20 protein-coding genes are annotated in these 18,232 nt (G+C 66.6%); 15 read left to right on the top strand and 5 right to left on the bottom strand.

Going from position 1 to position 18,232, the window contains the following annotated elements:
- Positions 1 to 69 precede the first annotated feature (69 nt).
- A complete protein-coding gene (locus QQ25_RS24315) occupies positions 70 to 1,227 on the top strand; it encodes a cystathionine gamma-synthase (RefSeq protein ID WP_039381511.1) in 1,158 nt (385 codons plus the stop codon).
- Positions 1,228 to 1,242: 15 nt separating this feature from the next.
- Here the strand turns inward: QQ25_RS24315 and QQ25_RS24310 are convergent, their stop codons facing one another.
- From QQ25_RS24310 to QQ25_RS24300, 3 genes are all read right to left on the bottom strand, one after another.
- Entirely contained in the window at positions 1,243 to 1,911 is a 669-nt protein-coding gene (locus tag QQ25_RS24310; protein WP_039324088.1) for a GOLPH3/VPS74 family protein, read from the bottom strand.
- Between the two features lie 36 nt (positions 1,912 to 1,947).
- Positions 1,948 to 2,442: a transcription elongation factor GreA gene (gene greA, locus QQ25_RS24305; protein WP_039324085.1), complete on the bottom strand. Its 495-nt coding sequence runs from the start codon at positions 2,440 to 2,442 to the stop codon at positions 1,948 to 1,950.
- 235 nt (positions 2,443 to 2,677) lie between these two features.
- Entirely contained in the window at positions 2,678 to 3,100 is a 423-nt protein-coding gene (locus QQ25_RS24300; RefSeq protein WP_039381510.1) for a DUF4307 domain-containing protein, read from the bottom strand.
- 111 nt (positions 3,101 to 3,211) lie between these two features.
- Between QQ25_RS24300 and mca the strand changes: the two genes are divergently transcribed.
- The 4 genes from mca to QQ25_RS24280 are packed head-to-tail and all read left to right on the top strand — an operon-like array spanning position 3,212 to position 6,750.
- Positions 3,212 to 4,078, top strand: a complete 867-nt coding sequence (mca, locus tag QQ25_RS24295) for a mycothiol conjugate amidase Mca (protein WP_039324082.1) — start codon at positions 3,212 to 3,214, stop codon at positions 4,076 to 4,078.
- A complete protein-coding gene (locus QQ25_RS24290; RefSeq protein WP_039324079.1) occupies positions 4,075 to 4,377 on the top strand; it encodes a hypothetical protein in 303 nt (100 codons plus the stop codon). The genes mca and QQ25_RS24290 overlap by 4 nt, the downstream gene beginning before the upstream one ends.
- The gene (locus tag QQ25_RS24285; RefSeq protein WP_039324078.1) at positions 4,367 to 6,349 is read left to right on the top strand and encodes a thioredoxin domain-containing protein; all 1,983 of its coding nucleotides are present in this window, start codon (positions 4,367 to 4,369) and stop codon (positions 6,347 to 6,349) included. The genes QQ25_RS24290 and QQ25_RS24285 overlap by 11 nt, the downstream gene beginning before the upstream one ends.
- A gap of 26 nt (positions 6,350 to 6,375) precedes the next feature.
- On the top strand, positions 6,376 to 6,750 hold the full coding sequence (locus tag QQ25_RS24280) for a nuclear transport factor 2 family protein (RefSeq protein WP_039324077.1): 375 nt from the start codon (positions 6,376 to 6,378) through the stop codon (positions 6,748 to 6,750).
- Positions 6,751 to 6,811: 61 nt separating this feature from the next.
- On the opposite strand, the gene trhA is transcribed toward QQ25_RS24280, so the two are convergent.
- Positions 6,812 to 7,555: a PAQR family membrane homeostasis protein TrhA gene (trhA, locus tag QQ25_RS24275; RefSeq protein WP_039324075.1), complete on the bottom strand. Its 744-nt coding sequence runs from the start codon at positions 7,553 to 7,555 to the stop codon at positions 6,812 to 6,814.
- A 56-nt stretch (positions 7,556 to 7,611) separates the two neighbouring features.
- Between trhA and QQ25_RS24270 the strand changes: the two genes are divergently transcribed.
- From QQ25_RS24270 to QQ25_RS24255, 4 genes are all read left to right on the top strand, one after another.
- Positions 7,612 to 8,406: a (2Z,6E)-farnesyl diphosphate synthase gene (locus QQ25_RS24270; RefSeq protein WP_039324073.1), complete on the top strand. Its 795-nt coding sequence runs from the start codon at positions 7,612 to 7,614 to the stop codon at positions 8,404 to 8,406.
- A 15-nt stretch (positions 8,407 to 8,421) separates the two neighbouring features.
- Positions 8,422 to 9,795, top strand: a complete 1,374-nt coding sequence (locus QQ25_RS24265; RefSeq protein ID WP_039381508.1) for a hypothetical protein — start codon at positions 8,422 to 8,424, stop codon at positions 9,793 to 9,795.
- A 137-nt stretch (positions 9,796 to 9,932) separates the two neighbouring features.
- Entirely contained in the window at positions 9,933 to 10,361 is a 429-nt protein-coding gene (locus QQ25_RS24260; RefSeq protein ID WP_039381506.1) for a hypothetical protein, read from the top strand.
- Positions 10,362 to 10,482: 121 nt separating this feature from the next.
- A complete protein-coding gene (locus QQ25_RS24255; RefSeq protein ID WP_039324069.1) occupies positions 10,483 to 10,896 on the top strand; it encodes a hypothetical protein in 414 nt (137 codons plus the stop codon).
- A 79-nt stretch (positions 10,897 to 10,975) separates the two neighbouring features.
- On the opposite strand, the gene coaA is transcribed toward QQ25_RS24255, so the two are convergent.
- Positions 10,976 to 11,914, bottom strand: coding sequence for a type I pantothenate kinase (coaA, locus tag QQ25_RS24250; protein ID WP_036448005.1), 939 nt, complete (start codon positions 11,912 to 11,914; stop codon positions 10,976 to 10,978).
- A 30-nt stretch (positions 11,915 to 11,944) separates the two neighbouring features.
- Here coaA and QQ25_RS24245 point away from each other — a divergent pair, with 30 nt between their 5' ends.
- The 6 genes from QQ25_RS24245 to QQ25_RS24220 all read left to right on the top strand — a co-directional run bounded on the left by QQ25_RS24245 (position 11,945) and on the right by QQ25_RS24220 (position 18,196).
- Entirely contained in the window at positions 11,945 to 13,180 is a 1,236-nt protein-coding gene (locus QQ25_RS24245) for a hypothetical protein (protein WP_039381503.1), read from the top strand.
- A 247-nt stretch (positions 13,181 to 13,427) separates the two neighbouring features.
- Positions 13,428 to 13,751 carry a hypothetical protein gene (locus QQ25_RS24240; protein ID WP_101906482.1) on the top strand — a complete coding sequence of 108 codons (324 nt, stop codon included), beginning with the start codon at positions 13,428 to 13,430 and terminating at the stop codon, positions 13,749 to 13,751.
- Positions 13,752 to 13,794: 43 nt separating this feature from the next.
- The gene (locus QQ25_RS24235; RefSeq protein WP_052236033.1) at positions 13,795 to 14,304 is read left to right on the top strand and encodes a hypothetical protein; all 510 of its coding nucleotides are present in this window, start codon (positions 13,795 to 13,797) and stop codon (positions 14,302 to 14,304) included.
- A gap of 10 nt (positions 14,305 to 14,314) precedes the next feature.
- The gene (locus QQ25_RS24230; RefSeq protein WP_039381499.1) at positions 14,315 to 15,778 is read left to right on the top strand and encodes a glycine hydroxymethyltransferase; all 1,464 of its coding nucleotides are present in this window, start codon (positions 14,315 to 14,317) and stop codon (positions 15,776 to 15,778) included.
- A gap of 76 nt (positions 15,779 to 15,854) precedes the next feature.
- Entirely contained in the window at positions 15,855 to 16,682 is an 828-nt protein-coding gene (locus QQ25_RS24225; protein WP_039324065.1) for an acyl-ACP desaturase, read from the top strand.
- Between the two features lie 200 nt (positions 16,683 to 16,882).
- Positions 16,883 to 18,196: an RNA 5'-3' helicase PhoH2 gene (locus tag QQ25_RS24220; protein WP_039381496.1), complete on the top strand. Its 1,314-nt coding sequence runs from the start codon at positions 16,883 to 16,885 to the stop codon at positions 18,194 to 18,196.
- Positions 18,197 to 18,232: the final 36 nt, after the last annotated feature.

Raw genomic sequence — 18,232 nt, 5'->3', positions numbered from 1 at the left:
CACGGCGGGCCCGGATTAGAGGTGGTGGGCCGGGCACGCCCGTGCCCACCCCGATAGGCTCGATGCGTTATGAGTGAACAGCGCAGGTGGCACGGTCTGGCCACAAAAGCCATCCACGCCGGTTACCGTCCCGATCCGGGCACCGGAGCCGTCAACACGCCGATCTATGCCAGTTCGACCTTCGCCCAGGACGGCGTCGGCGGGCTGCGCGGCGGATTCGAGTACGCCCGCACCGGAAACCCCACCCGGCAGGCCCTTGAATCGGCGCTGGCCGCGGTCGAGGAAGCCTCTTACGGACGGGCCTTCGCCTCTGGCATGGCCGCCACCGACTGCGCGTTGCGCGCGGTGCTGCGGCCCGGCGACCACGTCGTGATCCCTGACGACGCCTACGGTGGCACGTTCCGGCTCATCGACAAGGTGTTCTCGCAGTGGAACGTCACGCACACGCCCGTCCCGCTGAGTGACCTGGACGCGGTGCGGTCGGCGCTGACCCCGCGCACCCGGATGATCTGGGTGGAGACACCGACCAACCCGCTGCTCAGCGTGGCCGATATCGCCGCGATCGTGCAGATCGCATCGTCGGCGGGCGTCAAGGTGTTGGTGGACAACACATTTGCCTCGCCGGCGCTGCAACAGCCGCTGCTGCTGGGCGCCGACATCGTGCTGCACTCGACCACCAAGTACATCGGTGGGCATTCGGATGTCGTGGGCGGCGCGCTGCTGACCAACGATGAGGAACTCGATGCGGCGTTCGCGTTCCTGCAGAACGGGGCGGGCGCGGTGCCGGGTCCGTTCGACGCGTACCTGACGATGCGTGGGCTCAAGACACTGGTGCTGCGGATGCGTCAGCACAGTGAGAACGCCGCGCTCATCGCCGAATTCCTCGACGGGCATCCGGCGGTCGAGTCCGTGCTCTATCCCGGTCTGGCCAGCCATCCCAACCACGATGTCGCCGCGCGCCAGATGTCCGGTTTCGGTGGCATGGTGAGCCTCAAGCTGCGCGGGGGGCCGCGCGCCGCACGTGAATTGTGCTCGCGTACTGAGCTTTTCATTCTCGCCGAGTCGCTCGGCGGGGTGGAGTCGTTGATCGAGTACCCGGGGGCGATGACGCATGCGTCGACCGCGGGTTCACAGCTGGAGGTGCCCGACAACCTGGTGCGCCTGTCGGTCGGCATCGAACATGCCGCCGATCTGCTGGCCGACCTGGAGCAGGCGCTCAAGTCCTGACGGCGAGCAGCGCGATCACATCAGAGCCGGACGCAGCGCCGACGTCGTCATCGCCAGATTCATCTCCGGCAGTGCCGACGCGGTCTCGTCCACCCAACTGCCGGTGGCGATTTCGGTGGACCGGGCATGCACCCACCGCCAGCCCCGGTCGTTGAGGCTGAGTACGGCACCCAGGCCGTCCACCGCATGGAGCAGGCAGATGATCGCGGCGATCGAAGGCACGGGGTTGTGTCCGTCGAACAACGCCGCCAGCAGGGCCGTCCGCACCTGACTCACCCGGTCGCGGTTGGCCAGCGGCCAGCAGTATGCGGTCTTGCCCGGAAAACCTTTGCCGGGCATGCGGACTCGGCGGATCTGCCCCAGCCGTTCGAGATGCAGCTCCAGGGTGGGCTGCGTCTGTTTGCTCAGCTTCGCCAGTGCGGTGCCGGCCGGGAGTGGCCGGCGCCGCAGTAGCTCGAAAGCCGGGTCACCGACCGGATCGGCCGGCCAGTTGCCGGCCAGTGCGATCAGTCGGCCGGCCTCGATCGGTTCGCCCGCCATGGCCGGGCGGATTCGGCAGGCGTATGCCAGATCCAGCAATACCGCGGCGCTGAGTACGTTCTGCCTGCGGTGACGGTCAAGCCCGGGCTGCGCGGCTGCGTTGTCCAGCAACAGCAAGAACAGGTCTTCGGCGATTTGCGCCATTTCCCCGACTGTAGTGCTTGGCCCCGGGGCGTCCCGTCAGGCGTGGTAGGGCTCGGCGCTGACCAGAGTGACCTTGACGGTGTTGCCGTTGGGCACCGTGTAGGTGCGCGACTCACCCTCCTTGGCATCGATCAGCGCACTGCCCAGCGGTGAGTTGGGGGAGTACACCTCGAGCTTGCCGTCGCTGATGCCCTCCTGGCGGGTGGCGATCAGGAATGTCTCGGTGTCGTTCTTGTCGTCGTCGTAGTACACCTTGACGACCGAACCGGGCAGCGCGACACCGGACTGCTTGGGTGCCTCTCCGACCTTGGCGTTGTTGAGCAGCTCCTGCAGCTGGCGGATACGGGCCTCCTGCTGGCCCTGCTCCTCGCGGGCGGCGTGATAGCCACCGTTCTCGCGCAGATCGCCCTCTTCGCGGCGGTCGTTGATCTCGGCCGCGATCACCGGTCGGTTGGCGATCAGCTGATCCAGCTCCGCCTTCAACCGGTCGAATGCTTCCTGAGTGAGCCAGGTGACCTGTGTGTCGGTCATGTTCTCGCGCTCCTGTCTGTCTTGCTTGTGGCGCTCGTGCGCCTTCCTCGCGTACGAAGTCCGTTGTTTCCGGCCGGGGACGGCACGTGTATTGCCGCGGGCGTAAGCACCTAACCGAGCGCTAATGCAGCAATACACGGCCCCAGCGAGGAACCGTGTATCGCACAATCGTACCACCGAGCGGCCAACGAATCTTCATTTAATGGCTGTGCGGTGTGGGTTGCGGGCGTAAGAATCAGGGCGCTACCAGGTACGACGGGATATCCGTCCCGCAACCGTAGACATCTCCGATCACGGGGCGTCGGCTGGATTTCACTTCTGCCGTCACCTGCACCACGTTTTGGTCAGAGGGGCCGATCAGGACCTCCCGCCGACCGGTCTCGCTACCGTCGATCGAGCGGGCCCGGACGATGCACACCACGGGCATGGACGGGTCGGGACGGGTCACCCCGATCGTCACCGCGACGGTCTGGTCGTCGATCAGTTCGTAGGCCGAGAGCTCGCCCTTCACCTCACCGGTGCCCAACCGCTGGAAAGCCACGATCGCGAGGATCACACCCGCCACGACCACCATGCCGACCAGCGCGAACGTGATCCAGCGCCGGGTCCGCCGGGACATTTGGCGGGATCCGTAGCGGGCGGCGGGGCGTTCGATCATCAGAACTGGAACTATAGGGCCAGACAGATCAGTCGGTGCAGCCCAGGGAGTGAGCCGCAGTCTTGGGTACAGGGATTAGGTAAGAGGACGCCGTAGTTAGATGAAAGCGACATGAGTGAACTGCGGTTGATGGCGGTGCATGCCCACCCCGACGACGAGTCGAGCAAGGGGGCGGCTACCACCGCGCGCTATGCCGCCGAAGGTGTGCGCGTCATGGTCGTGACGCTCACCGGCGGCGAGCGTGGTGACATTCTCAACCCGGCGATGGACCTGCCCGAGGTCCACGGCCGGATCCACGAGGTGCGCCGGGACGAGATGGCGAAGGCAGCCGAGATCCTCGGCGTGGAGCATCACTGGCTGGGATTCGTCGACTCGGGCCTGCCCGAGGGCGACCCGCCGCCCCCGCTGCCGGAGGGTTGCTTCGCGCTGGTGCCGCTGGCCGAGCCGGTCGCCCGGCTGGTCCGGGTGATCCGCGAGTTCAAGCCGCATGTGCTGACGACGTACGACGAGAACGGCGGCTACCCCCACCCCGACCACATCCGTTGCCACGAGGTGTCGGTGGCGGCCTATGAAGCAGCCGCCGATTACCGGCTGTATCCCGAAGCGGGGATGCCGTGGAGCGTGTCGAAGCTCTACTACAACCATGGTTTCCTGCGTCAGCGCATGCAGCTGTTGCAGGACGAGTTCGCCAAGAACGGCCAAACCGGTCCCTTCGCCAAGTGGCTGGAGCACTGGGACCCCGACCACGACATATTCGCCAACCGGATCACCACCCGTGTTGAATGCTCGGAGTACTTCAGTCAGCGCGACGATGCGCTGCGCGCGCACGCGACCCAGATCGACCCGAAAGGCGATTTCTTCCATGCGCCGATCGAGTGGCAGCAGCGGCTCTGGCCGACGGAGGAGTTCGAGTTGGCGCGGTCACGTGTGCCGGTGAATCTGCCGGAAGACGACCTGTTCACCGGGATTGAGAAATGATCGACACATTGACCGCAGTGGTCACACTGCTCGCCGACGAGCCGCGCAACACCGGACCCGAGTTCGGTAAGGCGACTCCGCTCGGCCTGCTGATCACCGTGGCCCTGTTGATCGGAACCTTCGCCTTGGTCTGGTCGATGAACCGGCACCTGCGCAAGCTGCCCGAGTCGTTCGACCCCGAACACCCCGAGCCCGATCAGGCGGCCGACGACGGCACGGTCGAGGACCCCGACGGCGGCGCGCTGAACAGCAGTCCCGACGACCACAAGGGTCAGCCACGGGAGCCGGGTGGCGGGTAACACGCTCGGCGGGTCCACCAGCCCGTATCTACGCCAGCACGCCGACAACCCGGTGCACTGGCGAGAGTGGACGCCCGAGGCGCTGGCCGAAGCCGCCTCGCGGGATGTCCCCATCCTGCTGTCCATCGGCTACGCAGCGTGTCACTGGTGCCATGTGATGGCCCACGAGTCGTTCGACGACGCCGAGGTGGCCGCGGTGCTCAACGACGGATTCGTCTGCATCAAGGTCGACCGTGAGGAGCGTCCCGATCTGGACGCGGTGTACATGAACGCCACCGTCGCGTTGACCGGGCAGGGCGGCTGGCCCATGACTTGCTTCCTGACTCCCAGCGGCCGGCCGTTCTTCTGCGGCACGTACTACCCGAAGCTGGGGTTTCTGCAACTGTTGGACGCGGTCTCCGAAACCTGGCGGGACCGCCGCGACGAGGTCGAGCGGGCCTCGGATCAGATCGCCACCGAACTGCGGTCGATGTCCGCCGGGCTGCCCGGCGGCGGGGAGCCGGTGGGGACCGAGTTGTGCGACCACGCGGTGGCCGCGGTGCTGCAAGATGAGGACGAGACCTACGGAGGTTTCGGCGGCGCGCCGAAGTTCCCGCCCTCGGCATTGCTGGAAGGGCTGCTGCGCCACCACGAACGCACCGGATCCGTTCCGGCCCTGACTGCCGTGCAACGTACCTGTTCGGCGATGGCCCGCGGCGGCATCTACGACCAACTGGGCGGCGGATTCGCCCGCTACAGTGTCGATCCGCACTGGGTGGTGCCGCACTTCGAAAAGATGCTGTACGACAACGCGCTGCTGTTGAGGGTATATGCGCACCTGGCGCGTCGAACGGGAGATCCGTTGGCGCGCAGGGTGACGCGACAGACCGCGGCGTTCATCGTGTCGGATTTGGGTGCCGGTGGCATGTTCACCTCCTCGCTGGACGCCGACGCGGACGGGCACGAGGGGCTGACGTATGTGTGGACGCCGGCGGAACTGCGCTCGGTACTCGGTGACGACGGAGCTTGGGCGGCTTCGCTTTTCGGTGTGACCGAGAGCGGGACGTTCGAGCACGGCGCTTCGGTGCTGCAACTGCGCCGCGATCCCGAGGACGAGGCCCGCTTCGAGTCGGTACGCGCGGCGCTGCTGGCCGCCCGCGCGCTGCGGCCCCAGCCGGCCCGCGACGACAAGGTGGTGACCGCCTGGAACGGGCTGGCCATCACCGCGCTGGCCGAAGCGTCCGTGGCACTGGATCAGCCCGAACTGCTTTCTGCCGCAATGGAATGCGCTCGCCGGCTGCTGGGCCTGCACGTCGTGGACGGTCGGTTGCGTCGTTCCGGTCTCGGCGGCCGCGTGGGGGAGAGCGCGGCCATCCTGGAAGACCATGCAGCGCTTGCCACCGCGCTGCTGACGCTGTACCAGCTGACCGGCTTCGGGTTGTCCGAGGCGGTCGGGCTGCTCGACATCGCCCTCGAGCACTTCGCCGATCCCGATCAGCCCGGCCGCTGGTTCGACACCGCCGACGACGCCGAGAAACTGATGGTGCGTCCTGCCGATCCGATCGACGGCGCGACACCATCGGGCGCCTCGCTGATCACCGAGGCCCTGCAGGCCGCGGGATATCTGACCGGTTCGCAACGCTATGTCGATGCGGCACAGGAGACTCTGTCCTCGGCCACGCCGATCCTGGCCCGTGCCGCCCGATCCGGCGGGCACTGGCTCACGGTCGCCGAGGCGCAGGTGCGCGGGCCGATCCAGGTCGCCGTCGCCGGGGATCCGTCGTCTGAGCTGTTGACCGCCGCGCGCCGGCTGGCCCCCGGCGGGGCGCTGGTGATCGGGGGTGCCGTCAACTCCTCGGAGCTGCTCCGGGGACGGGACCGGGTCGACGGTTCGGACGCCGCCTATGTCTGTCGTGGCACGGTATGTGACCTGCCCGTCACCACGGTCGGGGATCTCACCGTCTCGCTGGGTGGTGAACCTCGGGACGGCTGATGTGCCGTCCGTGTAGCCTCGCGGCCATGCCCAATGCCGAGCAAATCACCCAGACCGTCAACCGTTACCTCGAATTGGTCTCCAGCGGAACTGCTGACGAAATCGCCGATCTGTACGCGGACGACGCGACCGTCGAGGATCCGGTGGGCGGCGGTGAGGTCCACATCGGGCGCGCCGCCATCCGTGGCTTCTACGCCAACGTCGAGAACGTCAAGGGCAAGGCGGAGTTGGTGACGCTGCGGGTGGCCGGCCACGAGGCCGCTTTCCACTTCCGGCTCACGCTGGACTTCGGCACCAGCAGCATGCGGATCGAGCCCATCGATGTGATGGTGTTCAACGGCGAGGGCAAGATCACCGCGATGAAGGCCTACTGGTCGCAGGCCGACGCCGTCACGCTCTAGTCGTTGTCCTTCGGGCCCCGCATCGCTTCGGAGACGGTGCGGGGCCTTCTGCGAACGAGACTCAGAAGACGGCGAACCACATCGCGATGTAATGGCAGATCGCCGCGACCGCCGTGCAGGCATGGAAGAACTCGTGATGGCCGAAAGTGGTCGGCCACGGGTTGGGCCACTTGAGGGCGTACAGCACGCCGCCGATGCTGTAGAGCGCACCACCGACGATCAACAGCACCACAGCGGCCACCCCGGCGCCGTGCATGATCGGCCCGATGAACCAGGCCGCGACCCAGCCCAACAGGATGTAGAGCGGCACCCCGAGCCAGCGTGGTGCCGACGGCCAGAACATCTTGAGCAGCACACCGGCGATCGCCCCGCCCCAGACGATCCAGAACAGCACCATGCCTTTGGATTCGGGCAGGGCCAACAGCGCGAACGGGGTGTAACTGCCGGCGATGAAGATGAAGATCATCGAATGATCCAGGCGCTTCATCCATTTGCGGGCGCCGGGCGATTTCCACGTCACCCGGTGGTACGTGCCGCTGACGGCGAACATCGCCACGATCGTGAAGGTGTAGAGCAGCGTGGCCAGGCCCGCCCGCGTGGATTCCAGCGACCAGGACACCGACACCAGGGCCGCGCCGGCGATGAACGCGACGATCGCCGAGTACACGTGGATCCATCCGCGTGCCCGTGGCCTGCCCAGGAATTGGGCGACGCCCTCGGCGACCGCCTCGGGCAGATCCTCTGCGGGCCGGGTGTGTGCGGCCGCTGAGCGGTACGGCTTGGTGCTACCCGTCGGCGCAGTCATGTCACCTCCATTGAGAACCGTGGTGTACCCCGACGTTCACAGTAGTCTGGGATCTCGTGGACATCATTCCCCCGCGGCTCAAGGAACCGGCCTATCGGCTCTACGAGATGCGGTTGCGTCAGGAACTGGCGCGGTCCAGAGCTGAACTGCCCCGCCACATCGCGGTGTTGTGCGACGGCAACCGCCGCTGGGCGCGTGACGCGGGTTACGACGATGTGAGCATCGGCTACCGGATGGGTGCGGCCAAGATCGCCGAGATGCTGCGCTGGTGTCAGGCCGCGGGTATCGAGATGACGACGGTGTACCTGCTCTCCACGGAGAACCTGCAACGCGATCCCGAGGAGCTGTCCGCCCTGCTCGAGATCATCACCGACGTGGTCGAGGAGATCTGCGCCCCGTCGAACACCTGGAGCGTGCGCACCGTCGGTGACCTGGAGTTGTTGGGGAAAGAGCCGGCCAGGAGGCTGCGGGAGGCCGTCGAGAGCACGACGCCGGCAAGCGCTGCGACTTTTCATGTGAACGTGGCCGTGGCCTACGGCGGACGTCAGGAGATCGTCGACGCCGTGCGCTCGCTGTTGTCGAAGGAAATGGCCAACGGTGCCACCGCCGAACAACTGGTCGACGCGGTCACGGTGGACGGGATCTCGGAGAACCTCTACACGTCAGGCCAACCCGATCCCGATCTGGTCATCCGCACCTCAGGTGAGCAACGGCTCAGCGGATTCCTGTTGTGGCAGAGCGCATATTCGGAGATGTGGTTCACCGAGGCGTACTGGCCCGCCTTCCGCCGCGTCGACTTCCTCCGGGCACTGCGCGATTACACGGCCAGGCACCGCAGATTCGGCAAGTAGTGCCAAACTTGTGCCATGGCTGCGCTGTCGGCAGTGGTGTTCACGCTCAGTTGGTGGCTGGGCCTCTACCTGCTTGCCCGCGACCCGCGTAAGCCCGTCCTGGTCCTCGCGGCGGTCGGGCTCACCAGCTTCGCCGTAGTCGTCGCGCTCGATGCCGTCCGGCTGGCCACGGGCTCGGATGCGCTGAGCCGTGTCGAGATCTATCTGGTGGCGCTACCGGGCATCGCCTGGTTCGCGGTCATGGTCGAACTCGCCCGCCCGGCTGACACCTTCCGGTCCCGTGTGGGTGAGATCGCCGCGATCTTCGCCGTGGCGATGCTGGCGCTGGCCGGGGCGGGGCTCGCGGGCAGCGTCGACGGGCCGCTGCGGACCGGTCACTGGGTGATGTTCGCGGTGATCTCGCTGTCCTCGCTGGGCGCCATGGTCAAAGCCGTGCTCGGCGGTGCCAAACCCCGATCGGTGGTGGGTTTCATCATCGTCGCGACGCTGTTCTTCGCCCTTGGCAACGTGATCCTGGTGATCCCGCTCGGGTTGATGCCGAGCTGGCTGGCCCTGGCTTCTACCGGATTCGACGTGGCGCTGCTGGGTGTGGCGGTCGCGATCTGGGACGCGTTCGACGAAGGCCAGGCATTGCGGGTGGACATGCGCCGCTCGATCATCGGCACGTTGGTGATCGCGGTGCCGTTCGCCGCGCAGGCCCTGATCGGGATGACGGTCCTGGATGCCGGGGCCGGCCACACCGTGATGACGATCCTGTTGTTCACCAGCCTGGCGGTCGCCGTAGCCGTGGAAGTCCTGGCCGATCCGCTGGCCGGGCTCTTCGACCGGCTGGCCTTCTCCCGGTCCCCGGATCTTCGCGCCGACCGTGAGGCACTGCGCCGGACCGAGGCGGCGCTGCCGCTGCGATCGGACCATCCGCTGGGCGGCATCGACGACGAAGCGTTCGCCCGGCTCACGCGACGCGCCCTCGGCCACTACGGCGATCTGTCCAAACTGGTGGCCAGCCCGCTGACCGCGCTGCCCGCCATCGATGCCCGGCTCACGCAGCGCGGAGCACCGGATCAGCCGCTGGAACGCGCCAATGAACTCAAGGCGCTGCTGGCCGACCGCATCGCCGCGCTCAAACCCCGCGACGGCGGCGACTTCGGCACCACCGAGCAATGGCGTCACTACAACTCGCTGTACTTTCCCTACGTCGTCGGGGTCCGCGCCTACGCGCAGAACGCCACGGCCGCAGGTCTCGACCCGGTCGCCCGGCAGGCTTGGCAGTGGTTTGTCACCGAGGTTCCGCAGCGCTCGCTGCACAACTGGCAGAACGCAGCCGCGCGGGTGATCGCCGCGGACCTGCGCAGTGATCTGGCGCCGGCGGTCGGCTCCAGCGGGCGATAGGGAACGTCGACTTCAGAAACAGCGCTGACCTGGGCTTGGCAGTGCTTGGCAGTGTTTGGCGTCGATCTGGCAGCGCCTCGTCGGCAGGGTCAGAGGTGTTCCACCGATCGACCGCCTCATCGCCGAGAGAGCCCGATATGACCGCGATCCTGAACCGACCCCGATCCGAAACCACCACGGCCGGAGCGGCTGCCGAAGATTCCCTTCTGCGGTTCGCCCTGCGCGCCGATGCCACCGTGTGTGCCGGAGTCGGCCTGCTGGTGGCCATGGCTGCCGATCAACTGGCCCGCATCGCGGGCCTGTCCGCCACCGCCGGGTGGCTGGCCGGTGCGTTCCTGGTCGGCTACGGCGCTCTGCTCTACGTGCTGGCCGCTGTTCCACAGGTCCGCCGCGTGGGCGTCGCCGCCCTCGCCGGCAACGTGGCCTTCACGATCACCACCGTCGTCGCGATCGTGACCGAGTGGTTGCCGCTGACCGGGACCGGCGAGGAGTTGGTGCTCGGATTCGCCGGGGTCAACCTCGTGTTGGCCTGGCTGCAATACCGCGGAGTGCGCCGTCTGGCGTGACTCCTTTCCGAGCCGGTGCGGGGTGCCCGACGGAAGAGGTTACGGCGGGTATCCCCGCACCGTGCTCCACCGCTGAGAAGTCAATTCACGACAAGAAATCCCATCAGAGAGAAGGAGAATCATGACCGCCATCACCGCCAGCGGATCCGCAGGCACCAGGAAGGCAACCGATTCACTGCTGCGCCTGGCGATGCGACTCGACGCAGTCCTAGTCGGAATCAGCGGGATCGCGCTGCTGGCCGCGGCCGGTTGGTTCGCCGATCTCACCGGCCTGCCGACATCCGTCGAATACGGCGTCGGCATCTTCTCGGTCGTCTACGGTATCGCGGTGTTCGCCCTGGCCGGGATCGAGCGGGTGCGGCCCGCAGGTATCGGCACCGTGATCGCCAACGCCGCCTGCACCGTGATCGCGCTCGTCGCCGTCTTCACCATGGCGCTGACCACCGCGGGCGTGGTGTTCGTCATCGGCACCGGCATCTACACGCTGGCGATGGCCGAACTGCAATACGTCGGCGTCAAGCGGATCCCTGCCTGATCGACACCGTTCGAGTGGCCGGTTATTGCCCGCGGGTTGCCGAAATCCGTGCGATAACCGGCCATTCGGCACGATCGGGCTACAGCTTGCGGAGCCGCAGCCGGTTGATCGAATGGTCGGAATCCTTGCGCAGCACCAGGGTGGCCCGCGGCCGGGTCGGCAGGATGTTCTCGATCAGATTGGGCCGGTTGATCGAATGCCAGATGTCGCGGGCGGCGAACACGGCCTGCTCATCGGTCAGCGTCGAGTAGTGGTGGAAGTGGGAGGCCGGATCGGCGAACGCCGTCGAGCGCATCGTCAGGAACCGCGAGATGTACCACTGCTCGATGTCCTCGATACGCGCGTCGACGTACACCGAGAAGTCGAACAGGTCCGAGACCATCAGCGCCGGGCCCGTCTGCAGGACGTTGAGCCCTTCCAGGATCAGGATGTCGGGATGCCGCACCACCTGCTGCTCACCCGGCACGATGTCGTAGAGCAGGTGTGAGTACACCGGTGCACAGACCTCGTCCGCCCCGGATTTCACCGCGGTGACGAACCGCATCAAACCGCGCCGGTCGTAACTCTCCGGGAAACCTTTGCGGTGCATGAGGTTCCGGCGGTTGAGTTCCTTGTTCGGGTAGAGAAACCCGTCCGTGGTCACCAGGTCGACCCGAGGATGGTGACCCCAGCGGGCCAGCAGGGCCTGCAGCACGCGCGCGGTGGTCGATTTCCCGACCGCCACGCTGCCCGCGACGCCGATGACGAACGGCACCGGCCGGTCCGGATTCTGCTGCGGCTCACCGAGGAACTCCGCCGTCGCGGCGAACAACCGCTGCCGGGCCGCCACCTGAAGGTGGATCAACCGGGCCAGCGGCAGATAGACCTCTTCGACTTCGAGAATGTCGAGCTTCTCGCCCATACCCCGGAGGCGCAACAACTCGTCCTCGGTGAGTTTCAGCGGTGTCGACATGCGCAGTGCACGCCATTGACTTCGGTCGAACTCCACATAGGGGCTCGGCTCGCTCGGCCGCGGCATTCGGTCAGTCTTGCATCTACGGTTGTGGGCATGGCTAACGGGATCGAGAAAACGACGGGCTCCGGAACCGGCGCGGTGACGGATTCGGCCACCCTCATTCGCGAGTATCTGCTTGTCGGCCTGCGCTTCGACCGCGTCGAGGACGGCTACGTCGATTCGTTCACCGGTGACCCCCAGCTGCGTCGCGTGGTGGAGAACGAGCCCGCACCCGACCCCGCCGATCTGGCCCGCCAGGCCGACCGGTTACTGACGCAGATCCCCGGTGATCTCGAACACGACCGCGCCGAGTACATCGCCGCGCACCTGCGCGCGCTCAGCTGCGCGGGCCGGAAGTTCGCCGGCGAGCAGGTCGGCTTCGTCGACGAGGTGCAGGCCTATTTCGACGTGCGGATCGCCAAGGGCGATCCCGAGCGCTACCGCCAGGCCCACGCCAAGCTGGACGACGCACTCGGCGGTACCGGCCCACTGGCCGAACGGATTCAGGCCCACCGCAGCGGAGACGAGATCCCACCGGCACGGCTCGAGGAGTGCATCCATGCGTTCTCCTCGGCCCTGCGCGACAAGGTACGGGCGGTGTACCCGCTGCCGGAGACCGAGACCATCACCTATGAGGTGGTCACCGACAAGCCGTGGTCGGGATTCAACTACTACCTGGGCGATTACAAGTCCACCGTCGCGGTCAACGCCGACCTGAAACAACAGATGGCCAACCTGCCCCGGCTGGTGGCCCACGAGTCCTACCCCGGCCATCACACCGAGCACTGCCGCAAAGAGGCCGGCCTGGTGGCCCGCGACGGCGAGCTGGAACAGACGATCTTCCTCGTCAACACCCCGCAATGCCTGATGGCCGAGGGCCTGGCCGACCTGGCGTTGCACGCCATCGTCGGACCGGGCTGGGGGACATGGGCGGCCGACATCTATGCCGACCTGGGGCTGCGGTTCGACGGGGAGCGCGCCGAGGCCATCTCGGAGGCCGTCGCCGGGCTGGCCGACGTGCGTCAGGACGCTGCGCTGATGCTGCACGACGAGCACCGCGATGTCGACGAGGTGGCCGAATTCCTCAAGCGATGGCTGCTGGTCGACGACACCCGGGCGCGGCAGTCCCTGCGGTTCCTGTCCTCGCCGTTGTGGCGGGCCTACACCAGCACCTACATCGAGGGCTACCGGCTGTTGCGGGCATGGCTGGACGACCGGCCCGATGGCGTGTCGCTGACGCAGCGTTTCGGCCGGCTGCTCGATGAGCCGCTGATTCCGTCGACCCTGTAGCCGTCTCTTCGCATCAGGGATTTGCTGACGAGTTCTCCGGCGTTCGTCGGCTCGCGCCGGTCGAGTTTTGGGCGGGTGGTCGATCCGTTGCTGGAAAGTACTGTTGAAAGTGCAAATACTGACCTTGATCCGTGTTGCGGCGTGGCGTGGCTCTGATCGCTCGACAGCTTGATCGGCCTCGTTGCCGCGGAGTAGTGTGTTTGCTGAGCAATGTGCGACAGAACCGGGCGGCAGCAAGGGAGTCGACATGTCTGCAACAAGCACGGCATCGAGCCGGATCAAGCGCATGGCCGGTGTGGTCATAGCGGCAGGCTCGATGGGGCTGGCCGGCTTCGTCGGACCCGCGGTGGTGGCCAATGCTGATCCCGTCGTGATTTTGAATGGCGAGGAAGTGGAACCGCCCACGCCTGGCCTGGTGAGTCCCTGGCCCGGCGGCGCGTGGGCCGGTCATGACTGGAGCAAGGGCTGGCCCGGAGGTGCCTGGGCCGGTCACGACTGGAGCAAGGGATGGCCGGGCGGCGGCTATGCCAATGGCAAGGCCGGCGGCGCTTGGAACCACACTGCCGATTGATGAGCCGCTGATCCCCTCGGCATTGCGGGCTTAGGCTCGCAGGGTGTCTGAGCTGCGGTCGTCCATCCCTGCGCTGGCCATGCCGCTCAACATGCTCTTACTAGTGTGGATGGTGATCGGTCGGGGACTCTTTGCGCAGCTCGGCTGGATGGTGGTGTTCGGTGTCCTCGCATCGCCTGTGCTTGCGCTTTGCCTCGTCGCGACGAGCAGGATGATGCGTAAGCAGCCGGGCCGGGAACTCACCTCCGGGCAGGCCTGGGCCCAGATCATCGTCTGGTCGTCGATGTTCGGCTTCGGCCTGTTCTGTGCCGACGGTGGAGACAGCGGCACCTTCCCATCGATCCTGATGAAACTGCTCGGCGAGCCGCCGTGGTCGGAAACCGTGAGCCTGCTGCTCTGGTGGGCCTGCGTTTTTGCCGGGCCCGTCGCATGGTTCGTGCTGATGTCCAAGCTCACCCGTGGCCTCGCGCTCGCGCAGCCGGCACAACCGCCGTACCCCTATCCCGGTTATCCCGGCCCGGGCCCGATCAACGGCCACAACCGCTCCGACTAGGCTAAAACGCATGGCAGCAGACTCGTCATCCACCTTGCCCGCGGCTTCCGGCGCTGATTACGCCGACACCTCAAGCGCCGCCTATCGGGCCGCACTGCAGGTCATCGAATCCGTCGAGCCCCGGGTCGCGGCAGCCACCCGCAAAGAGCTTGCCGATCAACGCGATTCGCTCAAGCTGATCGCCAGCGAGAACTACGCCTCTCCGGCGGTACTGCTCACCATGGGCACCTGGTTCTCCGACAAGTACGCCGAGGGCACCGTCGGGCACCGCTTCTATGCAGGCTGCCAGAACGTCGACACCGTCGAGGCCCTCGCCGCCGAGCATGCCCGCGAACTGTTCGACGCCCCCTACGCCTACGTACAGCCGCATTCGGGTATCGATGCCAATCTGGTTGCCTTCTGGGCGATCCTGGCCACCCGGGTCGAGGCGCCCGAGCTCGCCAACTTCGGCGCAAAACACGTCAACGACCTGTCCGAGGCCGATTGGGAGACGCTGCGCAACAAGCTGGGCAACCAACGACTGCTGGGCATGTCGCTCGATGCCGGCGGGCACCTGACCCACGGCTTCCGGCCCAACATCTCCGGCAAGATGTTCCACCAGCGCAGCTACGGCACCAACCCGGAGACGGGGTTCCTCGACTACGACGCCGTCGCCGCCGCAGCTCGCGAATTCAAGCCGTTGATCCTGGTCGCCGGTTACTCGGCTTACCCGCGTCGGGTGAACTTCGCCAAGATGCGTGAGATCGCCGACGAGGTGGGGGCCACCCTCATGGTCGACATGGCGCACTTCGCCGGCCTGGTGGCGGGCAAGGTGTTCACGGGTGACGAGAACCCGGTGCCGCACGCCCACGTCACCACGACCACCACCCACAAGTCGCTGCGCGGTCCGCGCGGCGGCATGGTGCTGGCCACCGAGGAGTTCGCGCCTGCCGTCGACAAGGGCTGCCCGATGGTGCTGGGCGGGCCGCTGAGCCACGTCATGGCCGCCAAGGCCGTCGCCCTGGCCGAGGCGCGCCAGCCGGCGTTCCAGGCCTACGCCCAGCAGGTCGCGGACAACGCCCAGGCGCTGGCCGACGGATTCGTCAAACGTGATGCGGGACTGGTCACCGGTGGCACCGACAACCACATCGTGCTGCTGGATGTGCGCTCGTTCGGACTGACCGGCCGGCAGGCCGAGTCCGCGCTGCTCGATGCCGGCGTCGTCACCAATCGCAACTCGATCCCGGCCGACCCCAACGGCGCCTGGTACACCAGCGGCATCCGGCTGGGCACCCCGGCGCTGACGAGCCGCGGATTCGGCGCCGACGACTTCGACCGCGTTGCCGAGCTGATCGTCGAGGTGCTGTCCAACACGCAGCCCGAGGGATCTTCGAAGGCCAAATACAAGCTCGCCGACGGCACCGCCGATCGTGTGCACGCCGCCTCGGCCGAGTTGCTCGATGCCAACCCGCTGTACCCCGGCCTGACCCTCTGACCGTCCGTGTGAGCCGGGCCGCGACACACAGCGGCCCGACTTTCAAGAACATGTAAACCCGGGTTACAGTTACCTCATGGCACAGAAACCTGTCGCTAACGCGCTGACCCTTGAGCTCGAGCCGGTTGTCGAAGCAGAGCTGCGTCGCCACCTGGACACCGAGGATCTCTGGTACGCACACGATTACGTGCCGTTCGACCAGGGTGAGAACTTCGCTTTCCTCGGTGGCCAGGACTGGGATCCGTCTCAGGTGACGTTGCCCAAGAACGTCACCGACGCCTTGGAGATCCTGCTGATCACCAAGGACAATCTGTCCGGCTACCACCGCGAGCTCGTCGAGCACTTCATCCTCGAGGAGAAGTGGGGCCGCTTCCTGGGCCGCTGGACGGCCGAGGAACACCTGCACGCCGTCGCCCTGCGCAACTACCTCGTCGTCACCCGCGAGATCGATCCGACGGCGAACGAGGACGTCCGGGTCGAGCACGTCATGAAGGGCTACCGCGCCGACCGCTACAGCCAGATCGAGACGCTGGTGTTCATGGCGTTCTTCGAGCGCGCGCATGCCGTGTTCAGCCGTAACCTGCGGGCACAGCTCACCGAGCCGGTCCTGGCCGCGTTGATCGACCGCATCGCCCGCGACGAGGAACGCCACGAACTCTTCTTCGCCAACCTGGTGTCGCACGTGCTGGGCACCCACCGCGACGAGACCATCGAGGCCATCGCCGCCCGGGCCCGCGAACTCGACGTGATCGGCGCGGACATCGACGCCTACCAGGACAAGGTCGCGCTGGTGGCCGAGTCCGGGATCTTCGACAAGGCCGCTTTGGCGCAGGTCATCTCCGACCGGATCACCGCCTGGGGCCTGGCCGACGAACCCGCGCTCCAGGAGTTCATCAACACGTAACGCGGCGGGCGTCATTCACGCGGCGCGCCAGCCAGCAACCCCGCCGAGGCGGGAGTAGCGTCGAATCCGATGGCTAGCGACATGCTCTGCTGTCCGGACGGTACCGATCGGTTTGATCACGAGAGGACCGGCTCCGGTCCTGGTGCCGCAGTGTCCACCGAGCAACTCGTGTGGGGCCGCGCGGGTTCTAGGAGCGCCACGTGACTGATACTCCTGTCCGTACCTATGTGCTCGACACGTCCGTGTTGCTGTCCGATCCATGGGCATGCAACCGGTTCGCCGAGCATGAAGTGGTGGTCCCGCTGGTCGTGATCAGCGAGCTGGAAGCCAAACGGCACCACCACGAGCTGGGTTGGTTCGCCCGGCAGGCGCTACGGATGTTCGATGATCTGCGCCTTGAGCATGGACGGCTGGATCAGCCGATTCCTGTTGGCACAGAAGGCGGTACGTTGCAGGTCGAGTTGAATCACATCGACCCGTCGGTGTTGCCCACGGGCTTCCGCACCGACACCAACGACACCCGGATCCTCGCGTGCGCGGCCAATCTCGCGGCGGAGGGTAAGCAAGTCACGCTGGTGAGCAAGGACATCCCGCTCCGCGTCAAAGCCGGCGCGGTCGGCATGGCGGCCGACGAATACCACGCGCAGGATGTCGTCGTGTCGGGCTGGACCGGCATGACCGAATTCGACGTGGCGACAGAAGATGTCGACACCCTGTTCGCCGATGGCGAGATCGATCTGGCCGAGGCCCGGGATCTGCCCTGCCACACCGGAATTCGGTTGCTCAGTGGTAGTTCGTCGGCGCTCGGCCGAGTCAATGCCGAGAAGCGGGTGCAGTTGGTACGCGGGGATCGCGAAGTGTTCGGCCTCCGGGGAAGGTCAGCCGAACAACGCGTCGCCCTCGATCTGCTGCTCGACGAATCCGTCGGCATCGTGTCCCTCGGTGGCAAGGCCGGCACCGGCAAATCGGCGCTGGCATTGTGCGCGGGCCTCGAAGCGGTGCTGGAACGCCGAACCCAGCGCAAGGTGGTGGTCTTCCGTCCGCTGTACGCGGTCGGTGGACAGGATCTCGGCTACCTGCCGGGCAGCGAGAGCGAGAAGATGGGTCCGTGGGCCCAGGCTGTCTTCGACACGCTCGAAGGGTTGGCCAGCTCTGCGGTCCTCGACGAGGTGCTGTCCCGCGGCATGCTGGAAGTGCTTCCGCTGACCCACATTCGGGGCAGGTCGCTGCACGATTCGTTCGTGATCGTCGACGAAGCACAGTCCCTGGAACGCAATGTGCTGCTGACGGTGCTGTCGCGGCTGGGTGCGGGCTCGCGGGTGGTGCTCACCCACGACGTGGCCCAGCGGGACAACCTGCGGGTGGGCCGTCACGACGGCGTCGCAGCGGTGATCGAGAAGCTCAAGGGTCACCCCTTGTTCGCCCACATCACGCTGCAGCGCAGCGAACGCTCGCCGATCGCCGCACTGGTCACCGAAATGCTGGAGGAGTTCAGTCCGGGCGCGCTGCCCTGAGTGATTTGTGTGCGTTTACCGGCGATCACCGCCGGT

Source organism: Mycolicibacterium setense (assembly GCF_000805385.1).
Taxonomy (GTDB): domain Bacteria; phylum Actinomycetota; class Actinomycetes; order Mycobacteriales; family Mycobacteriaceae; genus Mycobacterium; species Mycobacterium setense.
The sequence above is the reverse complement of the archived record's forward strand: the minus strand, read 5'-3'. Positions and strand labels throughout refer to the sequence as shown.